Source organism: Microbacterium sp. LWO12-1.2 (assembly GCF_040675875.1).
Lineage (GTDB): Bacteria > Actinomycetota > Actinomycetes > Actinomycetales > Microbacteriaceae > Microbacterium.
In genome coordinates this window covers 626,448-641,160 of the sequence record NZ_JBEGII010000001.1, presented here as the reverse complement: position 1 = coordinate 641,160, position 14,713 = coordinate 626,448, and the positions used below count along the sequence as shown (strand labels likewise).

The 14,713-nt window shown below is 67.6% G+C and carries 17 protein-coding genes; 10 read left to right on the top strand and 7 right to left on the bottom strand.

Going from position 1 to position 14,713, the window contains the following annotated elements:
* Positions 1-147 carry a hypothetical protein gene (locus MRBLWO12_RS03020; RefSeq protein WP_170198113.1) on the bottom strand — a complete coding sequence of 49 codons (147 nt, stop codon included), beginning with the start codon at positions 145-147 and terminating at the stop codon, positions 1-3.
* Positions 148-223: 76 nt separating this feature from the next.
* Between MRBLWO12_RS03020 and MRBLWO12_RS03015 the strand changes: the two genes are divergently transcribed.
* Positions 224-820 (top strand): 1-acyl-sn-glycerol-3-phosphate acyltransferase, encoded by a 597-nt coding sequence (locus MRBLWO12_RS03015; RefSeq protein ID WP_363552556.1) that lies wholly within the window; start codon positions 224-226, stop codon positions 818-820.
* Positions 821-841: 21 nt separating this feature from the next.
* Here MRBLWO12_RS03015 and MRBLWO12_RS03010 read toward each other — a convergent pair whose 3' ends face one another.
* On the bottom strand, positions 842-1,045 hold the full coding sequence (locus MRBLWO12_RS03010) for a hypothetical protein (protein WP_363552554.1): 204 nt from the start codon (positions 1,043-1,045) through the stop codon (positions 842-844).
* 69 nt (positions 1,046-1,114) lie between these two features.
* Between MRBLWO12_RS03010 and MRBLWO12_RS03005 the strand changes: the two genes are divergently transcribed.
* The gene (locus MRBLWO12_RS03005) at positions 1,115-1,645 is read left to right on the top strand and encodes a DUF6328 family protein (protein ID WP_363552552.1); all 531 of its coding nucleotides are present in this window, start codon (positions 1,115-1,117) and stop codon (positions 1,643-1,645) included.
* A gap of 31 nt (positions 1,646-1,676) precedes the next feature.
* Here the strand turns inward: MRBLWO12_RS03005 and MRBLWO12_RS03000 are convergent, their stop codons facing one another.
* Positions 1,677-2,219 carry a Dps family protein gene (locus MRBLWO12_RS03000; RefSeq protein WP_363552550.1) on the bottom strand — a complete coding sequence of 181 codons (543 nt, stop codon included), beginning with the start codon at positions 2,217-2,219 and terminating at the stop codon, positions 1,677-1,679.
* 70 nt (positions 2,220-2,289) lie between these two features.
* On the opposite strand from MRBLWO12_RS03000, the gene MRBLWO12_RS02995 reads away from it, so the two are divergent.
* The 3 genes from MRBLWO12_RS02995 to MRBLWO12_RS02985 all read left to right on the top strand — a co-directional run bounded on the left by MRBLWO12_RS02995 (position 2,290) and on the right by MRBLWO12_RS02985 (position 3,738).
* Positions 2,290-2,793, top strand: a complete 504-nt coding sequence (locus MRBLWO12_RS02995) for a GNAT family N-acetyltransferase (RefSeq protein ID WP_363552548.1) — start codon at positions 2,290-2,292, stop codon at positions 2,791-2,793.
* A gap of 143 nt (positions 2,794-2,936) precedes the next feature.
* Complete coding sequence (locus tag MRBLWO12_RS02990) at positions 2,937-3,236, top strand: Fe-S cluster assembly protein HesB (protein ID WP_363552546.1); 300 nt, start codon at positions 2,937-2,939, stop codon at positions 3,234-3,236.
* A gap of 157 nt (positions 3,237-3,393) precedes the next feature.
* A complete protein-coding gene (locus MRBLWO12_RS02985; protein WP_363552544.1) occupies positions 3,394-3,738 on the top strand; it encodes a LysR family transcriptional regulator in 345 nt (114 codons plus the stop codon).
* A gap of 4 nt (positions 3,739-3,742) precedes the next feature.
* Here MRBLWO12_RS02985 and MRBLWO12_RS02980 read toward each other — a convergent pair whose 3' ends face one another.
* From MRBLWO12_RS02980 to MRBLWO12_RS02970, 3 genes are read right to left on the bottom strand one after another with little or no spacing between them, the layout of a single operon-like run.
* Positions 3,743-5,407, bottom strand: coding sequence for an ABC-F family ATP-binding cassette domain-containing protein (locus MRBLWO12_RS02980; protein ID WP_363552542.1), 1,665 nt, complete (start codon positions 5,405-5,407; stop codon positions 3,743-3,745).
* A 52-nt stretch (positions 5,408-5,459) separates the two neighbouring features.
* A complete protein-coding gene (locus MRBLWO12_RS02975) occupies positions 5,460-5,996 on the bottom strand; it encodes an isochorismatase family protein (RefSeq protein WP_363552540.1) in 537 nt (178 codons plus the stop codon).
* A gap of 5 nt (positions 5,997-6,001) precedes the next feature.
* Positions 6,002-6,565 (bottom strand): alpha/beta fold hydrolase, encoded by a 564-nt coding sequence (locus tag MRBLWO12_RS02970; RefSeq protein ID WP_247629597.1) that lies wholly within the window; start codon positions 6,563-6,565, stop codon positions 6,002-6,004.
* Positions 6,566-6,949: 384 nt separating this feature from the next.
* Here MRBLWO12_RS02970 and MRBLWO12_RS02965 point away from each other — a divergent pair, with 384 nt between their 5' ends.
* The gene (locus tag MRBLWO12_RS02965; RefSeq protein WP_363552538.1) at positions 6,950-7,810 is read left to right on the top strand and encodes a transposase; all 861 of its coding nucleotides are present in this window, start codon (positions 6,950-6,952) and stop codon (positions 7,808-7,810) included.
* A gap of 83 nt (positions 7,811-7,893) precedes the next feature.
* Here MRBLWO12_RS02965 and MRBLWO12_RS02960 read toward each other — a convergent pair whose 3' ends face one another.
* Positions 7,894-8,556: a DUF1684 domain-containing protein gene (locus MRBLWO12_RS02960; protein WP_363552536.1), complete on the bottom strand. Its 663-nt coding sequence runs from the start codon at positions 8,554-8,556 to the stop codon at positions 7,894-7,896.
* Between the two features lie 84 nt (positions 8,557-8,640).
* Between MRBLWO12_RS02960 and MRBLWO12_RS02955 the strand changes: the two genes are divergently transcribed.
* The 4 genes from MRBLWO12_RS02955 to MRBLWO12_RS02940 are packed head-to-tail and all read left to right on the top strand — an operon-like array spanning position 8,641 to position 14,712.
* Complete coding sequence (locus MRBLWO12_RS02955) at positions 8,641-11,292, top strand: ABC transporter substrate-binding protein (protein WP_363552534.1); 2,652 nt, start codon at positions 8,641-8,643, stop codon at positions 11,290-11,292.
* Positions 11,289-12,284, top strand: a complete 996-nt coding sequence (locus tag MRBLWO12_RS02950) for an ABC transporter permease (protein WP_363552532.1) — start codon at positions 11,289-11,291, stop codon at positions 12,282-12,284. Before MRBLWO12_RS02955 ends, MRBLWO12_RS02950 begins: the two co-directional genes overlap by 4 nt.
* Positions 12,281-13,138: an ABC transporter permease gene (locus tag MRBLWO12_RS02945; protein WP_363552530.1), complete on the top strand. Its 858-nt coding sequence runs from the start codon at positions 12,281-12,283 to the stop codon at positions 13,136-13,138. The genes MRBLWO12_RS02950 and MRBLWO12_RS02945 overlap by 4 nt, the downstream gene beginning before the upstream one ends.
* Positions 13,135-14,712 (top strand): ABC transporter ATP-binding protein, encoded by a 1,578-nt coding sequence (locus MRBLWO12_RS02940; protein WP_363552528.1) that lies wholly within the window; start codon positions 13,135-13,137, stop codon positions 14,710-14,712. Before MRBLWO12_RS02945 ends, MRBLWO12_RS02940 begins: the two co-directional genes overlap by 4 nt.
* The last annotated feature ends 1 nt before the right edge of the window (position 14,713 follow it).

The window sequence follows — 14,713 nt, the reverse complement described above, 5'->3', positions numbered from 1 at the left end:
TTACTGCGTCTTCGGCGCAGGGAAGTGGCAGACGCCGCCGCTGCAGTAGCCGACGGCATCGGCGTCGAGAAGGTTCAGAGCGTCCGGGAGGGGCTGCAACCCGAGGGGTGCTTCCTGCTCCGTCACAGGCTGCTGCGTCTTCTTCATCCCTCGATCGTACGCCCGTCTCGCGGGCGTGGCTCCGAACTGCAGCTCCGCGCCCCTGATCGCCTACGGTTGAGGCATGCTCCGACGCTTCCTCGCTCGCCTGTACTGGGCACTCAGCCGCTGGACTCTGGTCGGCCACGATGCCGTGCCGACGAGACCGACGATCCTCATCGGAGCCCCGCACACCTCGAACTGGGACTTCGTCCTGATGCTCGCGATCGCTTGGCGCCTCGGGATCGACGTGCACTGGCTCGGCAAGAAGAGCCTGTTCCGCGGGTGGCGCGGCCCGATCATGCGCAAGATCGGCGGCGTCGCGGTCGATCGAGCCGATCCTGGCCGTGTCGTGGCGGAGGTCGTGAGCCAGGTGCATGCCGGAGACGTCTTCGGGCTCGTCATCACCCCCGACGGCACCCGCGGCGGCAACGAGTATTGGAAGTCCGGTTTCTACCGGATCGCTCGCGAGACCGGGATGCCGGTGACCCTGGGATTCGTCGATCGCACCACCATGACGACGGGCCTCGGCCCGACGCTCGAGCTGACCGGTGATGTCGCCGGCGACATGGACAGGATCCGCGCGTTCTACGCCGACAAGGCCGGGCTGCGCCCTGAGCGACGCACGGTTCCCCGACTGCGCGAGGAGAACGCGAACCCGACCGCTCCGGACCAGGCCTGAGCCCGCTCGATCGTCACCCGCTCAGTCGACGGCCTCGCTCTGCGTGCGGGCGTAGTCGAGATCCTCATCGGAGAGCGTCTCCTGCATACCGACGACCGCTCCGGTGATCTCGCGGATCTCTTGGCGCACCTTCTCTGTCAGATGCGCGGATCCGCTGTCTTTCACCTCGTGTCGCGCATCGATCGAGAGGTGCGGCCACCATTCATGGATGGGCGGAAGGGTCATGTCATCTCCTCTGTTTCTGCTGAAGAAAGCGACTGGACAGCGCGGAAGCAAGCACACGAGACTGTGCTCATGACTGCCGAAGGCCGAGAGCCGGAACCGCCCCAGCGCGACGACCGTGTCGACGGGCGTGATGAGACGCCCAATGAACGTGCTGATCGCAACTGGGACGAACTGATGCAGGAGCTCCGCGTCATGCAGACGGGGACCCAGATCCTCACCGGGTTCCTGCTCGCCGTCGCCTTCCAGCCCCGGTTCACCGACATGGACGAGCTGCAGCGCGACCTGTACGTCGTGCTGGTCGCCCTCGCGGCCATCGCAACAATTCTGGCGCTTGCCCCGGTCGGGCTGCACCGTGTGCTGTTCGGCCACCGCCGCAAGCCCGAGCTCGTGCGCGTCGCTGCGCGCATCGTCAAGATCGACCTCATCGTGATCGCCGCCCTGACCGTGGGCGTGACCACTCTCATCGTCGACTTCACGGTGAACCGGACCGCGGGCATCGTGGCACTGATCGCAGCTGTCGTGGTCATCGTGGCGCTGTGGCTGACATTGCCCCGCGTCGTGCGCCGCTCACTGCAGCGGGACGTACCGCCGCAGAGCTGACCTCCGCCGCTGACGGACATCGTGGTCGCTGTCAGCGCCCTGCGGGTGTGCGGTTCTCGGCGCTCACCATCCACGCGAACTGCTCGAGGCGTTCGATCACCGCGTGCAGGATATCCGCCGACGTCGGGTCTTCCTCGTCGACCGCGTCGTGGACTTCGCGCATGGTCGAGATCGCGGCCTCGAGTCGCTCGGTGATCAGGTCGACCGTGTCAGACGTCGACACCTCTCCCGCGGGGAACGCGGGAAGCGATGTCGTCTCTGCGATCGTGTCGCTGCGGCCGTCCGGCACCGCGTGCAGTGCGCGCATCCGCTCCGCGACCGTGTCGCTGAAGGCGCGTGCATCGTCGATGATCTCGTCGAGCTGTCGATGGGTGTCGCGGAAGTTCCGCCCGACCACGTTCCAGTGCGCCTGCTTGCCCTGCAACGCGAGCTCCAGAAGGTCGACGAGCACGGACTGCAGATTTCCCGCCAACGTGGCGGACGCCGTGAATCCCTTCTCAGCATTCTGACGTCGTGTGGTCTTCGCTCCGCGCTTCGCCGCAGTGGTCTTCGTGGTCTTGCTGGTATCAGCCATGGTGTTGCCTCCTGGCTTGCACCCTAGGCGTCCCTCGCCTCCGGGCCGAGGGGGTTGACAGGCTCTGTTCATGGCGCCGAAAGTTGCGCAGGTGAACGCATCTGACTCCCGACCGGACATCTCCATCGAAAAGCTCGAAGACACCGATGCGGGTGAGGTCCTCACCCTGCAGCGCGCCGCATTCGTCTCGGAAGCCCAGATCTACGGCAGCGCCGACATGCCCCCGCTGACTCAGACTCTGGAGCAGGTGCGCGCAGAGCTCCGCGAGAGTGATGCTCTGGGTGCGCGGCGTGACGGGCGGCTCGTCGGAGCGATCCGCTACCGCGTGGATGGCGCGACCCTCCTCGTCGGCCGTATCTCGGTCGCCCCAGATCAGCAGGGCGAGGGCCTGGGCCGGCTGCTGCTCGAGTCGGCGGAACAGCGCAGCGAGGCCCGCGAGGCAGAGCTGTTCACGGGCAGCCTGAGCGAAGCGAACATCCGTCTCTACGAGAGCTGCGGCTACGCGGTGAGCGAGCGAGTGCCGGAGGGCGACGGGACCGAGCAGGTGTTCATGCGCAAGTCGCTGCGCACGTGACCTGCAGCGTAGAGTCGCCGCATGCACGGTCGGTGGGAGAACCATAAGAATCGACTGGGTTCAGTTGAAGCGGGACGCAGTCTCGGGAATCGTGGCCCGGACATGTCGCGACCGTGGCATGCCCCGACCGGAAGGAGAGTCACGTGCTCACCCTCACCGATAACGCCACCGCCATCGTCACCACCCTCGTCACCCGGCAGAGCGAGGCACCGGATGCCGGACTCCGCATCCACTCGACCGCCACGCAGGAGTCGGGAGGCGGCGCTCGCCTGGCCGTGCTCGTGACGACCGATCCGGAGCCGGAGGACCAGATCGTCGAGGTCTCCGGAACGCGCATCTTCCTCGACGAGGCCGCATCCGTCGCGCTGGAGGACAAGATCCTCGACGCCGGTGTGGACGACGAAGGCTCCGTGTCGTTCGCTGTGCTTCCGAAGGTCGCCTGACCCACGATTCCGGATGCCGCGGCCCCTGGGGTCGCGGCATCCGTGCTGTCTGCGGCGATCCATCCGCGGAGTTCGACTCCCCTCCGTCGGCTCTCCGGCATCCGGCCGCGTACCCTGGAGACTGCCTCGTACCGCGCGAGGCGCTGAAGGGTCCCCCGTGAAGATCGCTCTCCTGCGCCGCTATGTCGTCCTTGCGGACACCTTGCACTTCCCTCGCGCCGCCGAGCAGCTCGGCATCCCGCTCGCGTCGCTCTACACGTCGCTCGACAAGCTCGAGGATGAAGTCGGGCATGCGCTCATCCACCGTGAGGGCACCCCGCGCCTGACGCACGTGGGCGAGCTGTTCCTCGAAGAGGCGCGCGCCACCGTCGCCGCCGCACCGCCCCCCGCTCCCAAGACCGTCGCCCCCGCCGGCGGCAAGGCCAAGGCCTCGAAGGGCCGCGGGCGCGCCCCGATCGTCAAGGGCCAGCCGAAGCCCTACAAGAAGCGACAGGGACGCTGACCCCCTAGCTCTCCGTCACCTGTCCCTGATCCACCCGCCAGCGGCGATCGATCCGGACCGTGTCGAGCATGCGGCGATCGTGCGTGACGAGCAGCAGCGTGCCCTCGTAGGACTCCAGTGCCTGCTCCAGCTGCTCGATGGCGGGCAGGTCGAGGTGGTTGGTCGGCTCGTCGAGGACCAGCAGGTTGATGCCGCGGGCCTGCAACAGCGCCAGAGCTGCCCTAGTGCGCTCCCCCGGCGACAGTTCATCGACCGGACGCGTCACATGGTCGGCCCGCAACCCGAACTTCGCCAGCAAGGTGCGCACCTCTCCCGAGGCCATCTCCGGCACCAGCGCCTCGAAGGCGTCGGCGAGAGGTGCGGTCCCCACCAGCAACGACCGCGCCTGATCGATCTCACCGATCTCGACGCTGGCCCCCAGGCTCGCAGTCCCTTCATCCGGCATCTGACGTCCCAACAGGACTCGAAGGAGCGTGGACTTGCCGGCGCCGTTCGGCCCGGTGATGCCGATACGGTCGCCCGCGTTCACCTGCAGAGATACCGGACCGAGCGTGAACGCTCCCTGCCGCAGCACGGCAGAGCTCAGAGTGGACACGACCGAGCTCGAACGCGGCGCGCTGCCGATCGTGAACTCCAGCTGCCACTCCTTACGCGGTTCCTCGACCTCGTCCAGGCGCGCGATCCTGCTCTCCATCTGACGCACCTTCTGCGCCTGCTTCTCGCTCGACTCCGCTGACGCCTTGCGCTTGATCTTGTCGTTGTCCGGCGCCTTCTTCATGGCGTTGCGCACGCCCTGACTCGACCATTCCCGCTGCGTACGGGCGCGTGCCACGAGATCGGCCTTCTTGTCGGCGAACTCGTCGTACTTCTCGCGCAGATGGCGGCGCAGCGTCGCGCGCTCTTCGAGGTAGGCGTCGTAACCGCCGCCGTACACACGGTTCGATCCCTGCGCGAGATCGAGCTCCAGCACACGCGTCACGGCGCGCGCCAAGAACTCGCGGTCGTGGCTGACGAGCACCGCTCCACCGCGCAGTCCCCGGACGAAGGCTTCGAGGCGTTCGAGGCCATCCAGATCGAGGTCGTTGGTGGGCTCGTCGAGAAGGACGATGTCGAAGCGCGACAGCAGCAGCGCTGCAAGTCCGACCCGGGCGGCTTGTCCTCCCGACAGTGCCGTCATCTGGGCGGTCGCGGCGGAAACACCGTCGAGTTCTAGCCCGAGATCTGCGAGAACGACCGGGATCCGCTCGTCGAGATCAGCCGCGCCACTGGCCAGCCAGCGGTCCAGGGCCGTCGAATAGACATCCGCGGGATCCGTCCCCTCGGCTGCCAGCGACGGGTCGCCGAGCGCCGCCGCCGCCGCGTCCATGTCACTGGTCGCCTGCGCGCATCCGGTGCGCCGACCGATGTACTCGGCGACCGTCTCGCCGGCGACGCGTTCATGCTCCTGCGGCAGCCATCCGACGAAGGCATCCGACGGCGCCAGAGAAACCGAACCCGCTGCCGGAGCATCCACGCCTGCCAGCAGTCTCAGCAGGGTCGACTTCCCCGCGCCGTTCGCTCCCACGACACCGACCACGTCTCCCGGTGCGACCGTCAGATCGAGGGAGTCGAAGAGGATGCGATGGCCGTAGCCACCGGCCAGGTTCTGCGCGACGAGCGTTGCGGTCATCAGACCATCTTCTCAGGCGGCACGGTCCTCCGACGCCCGTGTCCGCCTGCGGTCAGAGCCGCACCCGGTCGTGGGTCTCGACGGCGAACTCCTGGCCCGGGTAGCGGAGTCCGGAGAAGTACATGTTCGTATGGGCGACGATCTGCTCGCCGGAGATCACGACGCCGTCCCACTCGGTGTCCACCGTGGTGTGCGCATCGCTCACGAGCGTCACGTCGTAGCCCTCCGCGGCTGCACGCTGTGTCGTGGTGCGCACGCAGAAGTCGGACTGCGCGCCGGTGATCACGAGCCGCGTCGCTCCCAGCTCGTCGAGTGTGGCGCGCAGTGTCGTGTCGGCGAACGAGTCGCGATAGCTCTTGCGGACCAGCGGTTCTCCCTCTGCGCGCTGGAGCGGGGCCGCAAGCTCCCACTCCGGCGTGCCCACGCCCACGGGGTCGTGGTGCACCCAGACGACCGGGACGCCAGACGCCCGCGCCCGGTCGACGAGTGCCGCTGCGCGCGACAGCACGCCGTGCTCGTCGAAGCATCCGGGTGTCACTCCGGCCTGCAGGTCGATCGCGAGGACGACGGTACGACCGGGTGCTGCCACGACGCTCAGTCCCAGTCCAGGTACTCCTCGATGATCACTCCGGTCTCGATCGGGTGATGCATCGGGAACAGGTGGTCTCCGGCGATCGTCTTGATGCTCGACCGGTCCGGCACCGTAGCCTGCAGGCGCTCGGCGTTGGCGGCGGGAGTGTCGACGTCTTCGGTTCCCTGCACGATCAGCACGGGGATGGCCGGGGCCACCGCGATGTCCACGTCTTCGACGCCGAGCAGCAGCAGGCCGTTCGCGCGGTCGACGTGTGCGGCGACCAGTGCGCGTGCGATCGTCCCGCCGAAGCCGTGGCCGCCGACCCAGGTGTCTTCGATGCCGACGTGGTCGATCACGGCGAGCACATCGGCGACGCGCTCGTCGAGCGTCGCCTCACCGTCGGCGCGGTGTCCGACGCGGAGCACGTGGAAGCCCGCCTCTTCGGCGAGGTAGTGCGCGGCGACGCTCAGAACGTCGGCGGCGAGTCCCTGCTCCTGGATCAACACGAGCTTGACGGGCCCGTCACCCTCATCCACGAAGGGGATCGCGCGTCCATCGGGTTCGAAGATCTGGGTGTCGACCATTCTCAGCAGTCTCCTCGCGGTGTCGTTATCGGGGCGCTCGGTCAGCGTCCCCGAAGCCTCAGGTGCCCCGCACGGATCGGCCGCTCTCGAATCGCGAAGGACCCGATCTGGCCCCTTCCAGCGGTTCGGCGGGCGTCTGCGCGGTTCCCCGCAGGCCAGACGCACCGTGTCCAGCGTATCCCGCCCTTGTCGAGAACCGCATCCGGAAGTTCTCTGGCGGGCAGCGCCGGGAGCGTTTCGGGAGGCATTCCCCGGCTCGGGAGGAGAATCCACTCGAGTTCCTCCGCCCCGCGCGGAGTTCTCCTCCCGAGCGACGCTGCGGATGTCGCGTGCGCCTAGACTCGTGGCCTCAGCACGGCGCGCAGATCGGCGAAGGGACAGCGGATGACCGACACCGCACTCTCGACGATCGCGGCGAAGCTCTATGTCGAACTGCCGGGCGACTTCATCTCCGCGCGCGACGCCCAGATGAAGGTCGCGGACGACCGCGAACTGGCTGCGCAGATCAAGGCGCTGCGCAAACCGTCGGTCGCGGCCTGGGTGGTCAACCTCTTCGCTCAAGAGCGCACCTCGCAGCTCGCGGAGGCGCTCCGCCTCGCCGAGGACCTGCGCGAGGCCCAGGCCGATCTCGACGCCGCCACGCTCGCGACGCTCGGGCGTGAACGTCGCACGCTCACCCGCCGTCTCGCGCAGAACGCCGTCGAGCTCGCGGCGTCCCGCGGCGAGCGCATCACCGCCTCCACGCTGGACGCGGTCGAGCGGACGATCTCCGCCGCCTTCTTCGATCCGGATGCTGCGGCGGCGGTCGCGTCAGGACGGCTGGTCCGCGAACTCGACCCGTCGGATTCCGTGGATCTGGGTGCGGCTGTGGGAGGGGGCACTCCCGAGACCCCTACCCCGCCGGCCGCCCCTGCCGACGAGGTCAGCGCGCGTCGAGAACGCCGAGCCGCCGAGCGCGCGCTGCATGATGCCGAGCATCTACGGGAGCGGGCCGAGCGCGCGCAGAAGCAAGCGGAGAAGTCGCACCGGGACGCGGCAGCCCGTGTGCAGTCGCTGGAAGCGCGAGTGGCAGAGCTCGAGGCGGAACTCGCGCAGACGGTGAAGGAGGCCGAGCGCGCACACGCCGACTTGGACGGCGCTGAGGAGCACAGGGCGTCGGCGGACGCTCACCTCTCCGGGGCCGCGCAAGACGAGACCGCTGCGAAGGCCGCACTGGACGCACTCGCTCAGGCGCAGTCCCCGTAGGTGCGGTCTGCACATCGGAGATCTGCACGGTTTCGGATGCCGCTCCCCCTACTGTTCCGAGATTCGGCAGAACTCCGGAAAGCTCACTGCACACGCAGCTCTCCCGCGCGCACCGGAACACTCCAGCGGTTGCGCGGTGAGGGGAATACGCACAGGTAGTGCTCTGAGAAGGCGCAGGGCGGAAGGTAGGCGCGATTCAGATCGACTTCCACGCGGCCGGAGGCATCGGGCGTAGGCAGGCGGAGAAAGCGGAAGAGGTAGCTCTCTTCGCCGCTCGTGGAATCCGAGAATGCGGCGAACAGCGTGCCGTCGGGTTCGCGCGCGACCTCGAGCTCGTGGGCACGGCCGTCGACCTCGAGCACCACGATGCCGTGGTGATCCGACGTCGGGGAATACATGCCCGTGCGAACGCCAGATGGTTCATAGGGCGCTCGGACGATCGTCGAGATCCCCTTTCGGCCCGCCGCCGACGGATCGAACACGCGCAACAAGAGGGCGTCCTCTCGCACTTCCGCACGGAGCAGCAGCTCGCCGAGCCTGGCCTCAGCACCGGGCTCCAGCATCTGCTGTCCGGGGAGGCCGCTTCCGCGAACGACGGAGCCGTCTGCGCGCCAGCGGCCGGGAAGGCCCTCGAATGCACGATCGGTGTCGTCCAACCAGCAGGTGGCGGCGAGCGAGGCAGTGCCATGGGGAGCCCACACCGTGGTCTCCCTCTGCTGAACCCACTGTGCGTGCTCGTCCTTCATGCGCTTCCCCTGTCATTTCTCTCTTTTCGTGATCTTACATATTTTGTTACACCATCGAAACATGGAAATGAATAGCATCCACCTATGGATAACAGTTCCGCACCAGATGTCGATGCTCTGACCCGCGCGCTCGACGTCCATTCGCTGCGCATCCTGGTGGCCATCGATCAGGCAGGGTCCATCAGTGCAGCGGCACGATCACTCGGATTCACTCAGCCGACGATCACACAGCACGTCCAACGCCTTGAGGCCCGCCTCGGTGCCGCACTCGTCGTCCGCACCGCTCGCGCCGCCACGCTCACACCCGTCGGTGCGTTGCTGGTCGAACACGCTCCGCGAATCGATGCGAGCCTGACCGCCGCCGCTACCGAGCTCGCGCGAGTCTTGGGGCATCGCGTGGGCGTCGTCCGCTTCGCCGCGACGGCAGAGTGCCTGGCACAGGTCATCGCCCCCGCTCTCGCGCGCCTTGCGATCGAGATTCCCGATGTCGACACGTCGGTCCATGAAGCAACCGACAGTGCCGATGCACTCGCGCTCGTACGCGCTGGACGTGCCGACATCGCCGTGACATCCGACATCGCGGCATCCGGAGATCGACGCCAGAGAACTCGGCGCAGCGGGCTTCGTGACACCTTCCTCTTCGCCGAGGAGATCGTCGCTCTCACCACGGCAGACGTCGATGCCGCAGGCGGACGCATCAACGCACGCGCCCTCAGCGTCCTCCCGTGGATCGTCGGACCGGGAACCTGCAGCGGGACCGTCGCCGCCGCCAGCGGGCGAGCCGCGCTCTCCGATGACATCACGGTCAGCCGCCCTGATGCCGCGATCGCCTTCGCCGCTCACGGCGTGGGTGTCGCGTTCGTCTCCGAGTCGGATCTGGCCGGGACGTCTCTGCCCGCCGGCGTCCGTGCGCTCGGCGTTCTGCCCTCATTCACCCGGCGCACCACCGCGACCACCCTCATCGAGGCCGCCGCCATCCCCGCCGTGGCGGCGGCCGTCCGCACCCTGGCCTCCCATCGCCCGAGCCCTGCGGAGATCGACGCGATTCTGGAATCGCGTCGACGTTCGCAGAACCACCGCGCCCGTTTCCTAACCGCATCACCGACACCCGAGGAGAGTTCCACCATGCCGTTTCCCTCCACTGCTCGCCTGGCGAAGGCGACAACCGTCGCCACAGCGGGCGCCCTGATGCTGGTCGCATGTTCGAGTTCGACACCCGACGGCGCAACAAGCACCGGACCCGACACCGGGGCGGAGATCGACCACATCACCGTCGCCCTTCCCGGTTCGCTGTCCAGCCTCTACGTCGGTCAAGAAGCCGGCATCCTGAACTACTACATCGCCTCGATCGCGCAGGAGGGACTCGTGTCGATCGATGCACAAGGTCGCATCCAGCCCGGACTGGCCGAGTCGTGGGAGCAGACCGACGACATCACGTACGTGTACGAACTTCGCGATGACGCGACCTTCCAAGACGGCACCCCCGTCACAGCCGACGACGTCGTGTTCAGCCTCGAGCAGGCGCGAGACGAGACCGCCTCCCCCGGCCTCGCGTACTACCTCACGAACGTGGACGCGATCGAGAAGACAGGTGAAGCCGAGGTCACGATCACTCTCGTCGAGCCCGATGCCGCTTTCGCCGCGAACATGAGCAGCGGCGGCGCGGCTTTCATCACCTCGAAGGCGTTCTGGGAGGAGCACGGCGGCAAGGTCGGCACCCCCGACGCATTGCTCCTCGGGACAGGGCCCTATGAGGTCACGGAGTTCGCCCCCGATTCGCACGTCACCTTCGAGCGCGTCGACACGTGGTGGGGCGAGTTGCCGAAAGTCAAGGCGATCACCGTGAACTTCGTACCGGACGAGTCGACCCGACTCCTCGCCGCGCAGTCGGGCGACGTGGACGTCGCGTTCAACGTGCCCCTCGCCCAGTCGCAGCAGTGGGAGAAGATCGACCCGATGCGCGTGGACTACGTCAACGACCTCTCCTACGTGGGTCTGTACTTCAACACCACCGTCGCGCCCTTCGATGACCCGAAGGTTCGCGAAGCGTTCGCCCACGCGGTCGACCGAGACGCCTATGTCGAGAAGCTGCTGCGAGGACACGGGGAAGCAGCGACCGCGATCATGACGCCGGAGTCGCTCGGCAAGGTCTATGACGCCGAGGAGGCACGCGACGTCCTCTCAGGCATCCCGCAGTGGGAGTTCGATTTGGATGCGGCCCGTGCGGCGCTCGCGGAATCGTCCATGCCGGACGGATTCGAGGCGGAGATCCTCACGCCGAACACCGGCCCGCAGCTGGGCACCGCCGCCCAGGCGCTCGCTCAGAACCTCGCCGAGATCGGTGTCACGCTCAACGTCCGCGAGGTACCCATCGAAGAGTGGCTCGCGAGCCTCGACGCCTCCTCTGATCACGGCGTCAACCTGATGTGGTACTTCTCGACCCTCGGCGACCCGGCGGAGATTCCGACCTACCTCCTCGGAACCGGCAACCCGGCGGCCTTCAACGATCCTGAAGTGGTCGATCTGCTGTCACAGGCCGGAGCCGAGTCGGACCCCGCCGCGCGGGTGGACCTTCTCGTGCAGGCGGAGACCCTGCAGGCGGAGGCCGTCATCAATGTTCCGCTGTGGTGGGGGCAGTCCGCCACGGCGTTCGCGAAGGATCTCGGGATGAAGGACTACAGCTCGTTCGCCTTCATCTCGTCCTGGCCGACCCAGCTGTACCGGGCCGGGCAGTGACGACACCGCTCCCCGTCCGAGCGCGCGCAGCCCGCTACCGGCCTCTCGGCCGGATGGTCGCGCTGCGCGTGCTCGGCACGCTCACGGTACTTCTTCTCCTGTCGATGATCGTGTTCTCACTGGTGCATCTCGCTCCCGGCGACATCGTGAAGAACCTGTTGGGCAACCGGCCGGCCTCTCCCGACGCGGTCGCGGCGATCCGCGCCCAGTACAACCTCGACGATCCGCTGTGGCTCCAGTACCTGAAGTGGCTCGGCGGGTTCGTCACCGGCGATCTCGGACAGTCGATCCGGCTCCAGGTTCCCGTCGCTGACGCGATCGCGCAGCGGACAGGCCTCACGATCACGCTGTGCGGGCTCGCGTTCGCCCTCGCGCTGGTGGTCGCCGTGCCGCTCGGCGTGCAGAGCGCCGTGCATGCGGGCGGATGGGTGGATCGGACGGCCAGCAGCCTCGCCGTGATCGGGCTCAGCGCTCCGACCTTCGCGGTCGGGCTCCTGCTCCTCTACGTCTTCGCCTACTACCTGCGGATCTTCCCCGTGTACGGCGCAGGCTCCGGGGGGCTCGACACGCTCTGGCATCTCATCCTCCCGGCCGTCACATTGGCCCTCGGGCTCGGCGCGATCATCGTGAAGCTCACCCGTGCCGCTATGCTGCGCGAGCTCGAGACCGACTACGTCACCTCCGCCCGCGCGCGGGGCATCTCCGAGCCGCGCGTGCGCCTCATCGCTCTCCGCAATGCGGCGATCCCGATCGTCACGGGGGCAAGCCTCGTCCTGACCTTCCTCGTCGGCGGCACTGTCCTCGCGGAGACCACTTACGCCCTGCCAGGGGTGGGCACGCTGCTGCAGGACTCCGTCCTCTTCAAGGACATCGCCGTCGTCCAGTCGCTCACGCTTCTCGTCGCTGTCGTCATCGCGGTCATCGCCCTCCTCGCCGATCTCGCATACGTGCTGTTGGATCCGCGCCTGCGCCGCACCGGGAGGACCGCATGACCGCCGCAATCACTCTGATCAGCCAGCCTCGGCGCACGCGTCAGCGGCTGCCGGTGACGGTCGTCGTCGCCTTCGCCATCCTCGGGATCACGGTGCTCGCCGTTCTCTTCGGCAATCTCGTGTATCCCGACGCGATGCGACAGGACATCCTCTCCGGTCTGATGCCGGCTGGATCGCCCGGCCACCCTCTCGGCACCGATGAGCTGGGGCGCGATGTGTGGGCCATGACGGTCGCCGGCGCGGCATCCGCCCTGGTCGGTCCCGTCTGCGTCGCCATCGGCTCCATGCTCCTCGGTGTGTTCCTCGGTACGCTCGCCGGCTACGAACGCGGGTGGCTCGACATCGTCGTGAGCCGTTGGACCGACCTGCTGCTCGCGCTGCCGGTCCTGCTCGCCGCGATCGTCGTCTCCGGCGTATTCGGCGGTGGCTACGGAGTGACCGTCGTCCTGTTGATCATCCTGTTCTCGCCCTCCGACATCCGGATCGTTCGTGCGGGTGTTCTTGAGCAGAGCGCACGGCCCTACATCGAAGCGGCACGGATGCTCTCCCTGTCGCGCTGGCGCGTCATGTTCCGCCACATCCTCCCGAACGTCTCCACACTCGTCATCACGAACGTCATGCTCAACATCGCGTTCGCCCTGGTGGCGTTCTCCTCTCTGTCCTTCCTCGGCGTCGGTGTGCCACCGGGTACCGCCGACTGGGGGCGCCAGCTCACCGACAACCGGACGATCATGTTCGACAATCCTGCCGCGGTCATCGTCCCGGCCGCGCTGATCATCCTGGTCGCTTCCGCGGTCAACCTCGTCGGCGACTGGGCAGGCCAGCGTCTCTCGCAGATCGGACAAGTGCTGTGAACGGTGTCGACATCAGCGGACTGACCGTGAGCGGTCGAGAGGGAACAGTCGTGCACCCGCTCGACGTGCACATCGAGCCCGGTCGCACTCTGGCGATCATCGGCGAGTCGGGGTCGGGCAAGACGCTGACCGCGAAAGCGCTCGTGGGGCTGCTTCCGCGTGGCTTCCGAGCCGAGGGCTCAGTCCGGGTGGACGCCACCGACGTCGACCTCGACGCTGCCCAGACAATCTGGCGGACGGTGCGCGGCTCCACGGTGACCCTGCTTCTCCAAGACCCGTTCACCAGCCTCTCCCCCGTCCACCGCTGCGGAGAGCAGATCGGCTGGACGCTCGATGCGGCCTCCGACCGACGACTGGCACGAGCCGAGCGTGAGCGCAGGATCGAGGAGCGCCTCGCCGAGGTGAGACTCCCCGCGCGCGTGGCCCGGTCGTATCCCCATCAGCTGTCAGGCGGGATGAGGCAGCGGGTCGCGATCGCCGCTGCCCTCGCCGCCGATCCGCAGCTGATCATCGCGGACGAGCCCACGACAGCCCTCGACGCGTCGAATCAGGCGGAGATCCTCGACCTGTTGCGCGCGATTCAACATGCCAGGAATCTGTGCGTCATCCTGATCTCCCATGACCTGGGGCTGGTCCGCGGCCGTGCCGACGATGTGCTCGTGATGCGACACGGCGAGGTCGTGGAGCGCGGCGCTACCGGTGATGTGCTCAGCACCCCCACGCACCCCTATACGCGTGCGCTGCTCGACGCGGATCCCACGCTCGCCCCGGCCCCGGCAGTGTCGGAGGCGGCACCTCGTGCGGTCGGCGATGTGCCGCTGCTTTCGGCGACCCGGGTCACCAAGCAGTTCGGTGAGAGGACGGTGCTGGATGGCGTTTCGGTCGACATCGCTCCCGGACAGATCGTCGGCCTCGTGGGTGAGTCGGGTTCAGGCAAGTCCACGTTCGCCCGGTGCATCGCGGGGTTGGAGCACGAGGACGCGGGCGAGATCCGATTCGACAGTGCAGCGCTCGCCCCCGGCCGGAAGTCCCGCACGCCCGCTCAGATGCAGATCGTCTTCCAGGATCCTTACTCGTCGCTCAATCCCATGATGTCCGTGGGCGCCATCCTCCGCGAAGCACTCGCCGTGGCGGGCCGACCAACATCGGATCTGGCCGATCTGCTCTCGATGGTCAATCTTCCGGACGAGTTCGAACGCAAGCGCCCCGCCGAGCTGTCCGGCGGTCAGCGTCAGCGAGTCGCGATCGCGCGCGCACTCGCGACGCATCCCCGTCTGCTCATCTGCGACGAATCGGTGTCGGCCCTGGACGTGTCGGTTCAGGCGCAGATCCTGAGCCTGCTGCGTCGCCTCCGCGAAGAACTCGGGATCGCCATCCTGTTCATCTCACACGACCTCGCCGTCGTGAGGATGCTGGCCGATCAGGTGACCGTGCTCTGGAACGGCCGGGTCGTCGAGTCTGGCGCGTGCGCACAGGTGTTGGAGCACCCACGCCACGAATACACCGCAATGCTGGTCGCCGCCGGGCGCCGCGAGAACCAGATCTCCGCCTCGGAGATCGCTGGAGAGGACTGAG

Bases quoted from the DNA above. Each gene is read 5' to 3' on its own strand.
- MRBLWO12_RS03020 (WP_170198113.1), bottom strand. From the start codon at position 147: ATGAAGAAGACGCAGCAGCCTGTGACGGAGCAGGAAGCACCCCTCGGG.
- MRBLWO12_RS03015 (WP_363552556.1), top strand. From the start codon at position 224: ATGCTCCGACGCTTCCTCGCTCGCCTGTACTGGGCACTCAGCCGCTGG.
- MRBLWO12_RS03010 (WP_363552554.1), bottom strand. From the start codon at position 1,045: ATGACCCTTCCGCCCATCCATGAATGGTGGCCGCACCTCTCGATCGAT.
- MRBLWO12_RS03005 (WP_363552552.1), top strand. From the start codon at position 1,115: ATGACTGCCGAAGGCCGAGAGCCGGAACCGCCCCAGCGCGACGACCGT.
- MRBLWO12_RS03000 (WP_363552550.1), bottom strand. From the start codon at position 2,219: ATGGCTGATACCAGCAAGACCACGAAGACCACTGCGGCGAAGCGCGGA.
- MRBLWO12_RS02995 (WP_363552548.1), top strand. From the start codon at position 2,290: ATGGCGCCGAAAGTTGCGCAGGTGAACGCATCTGACTCCCGACCGGAC.
- MRBLWO12_RS02980 (WP_363552542.1), bottom strand. From the start codon at position 5,407: ATGACCGCAACGCTCGTCGCGCAGAACCTGGCCGGTGGCTACGGCCAT.
- MRBLWO12_RS02970 (WP_247629597.1), bottom strand. From the start codon at position 6,565: ATGGTCGACACCCAGATCTTCGAACCCGATGGACGCGCGATCCCCTTC.
- MRBLWO12_RS02965 (WP_363552538.1), top strand. From the start codon at position 6,950: ATGACCGACACCGCACTCTCGACGATCGCGGCGAAGCTCTATGTCGAA.
- MRBLWO12_RS02960 (WP_363552536.1), bottom strand. From the start codon at position 8,556: ATGAAGGACGAGCACGCACAGTGGGTTCAGCAGAGGGAGACCACGGTG.
- MRBLWO12_RS02955 (WP_363552534.1), top strand. From the start codon at position 8,641: ATGGATAACAGTTCCGCACCAGATGTCGATGCTCTGACCCGCGCGCTC.
- MRBLWO12_RS02945 (WP_363552530.1), top strand. From the start codon at position 12,281: ATGACCGCCGCAATCACTCTGATCAGCCAGCCTCGGCGCACGCGTCAG.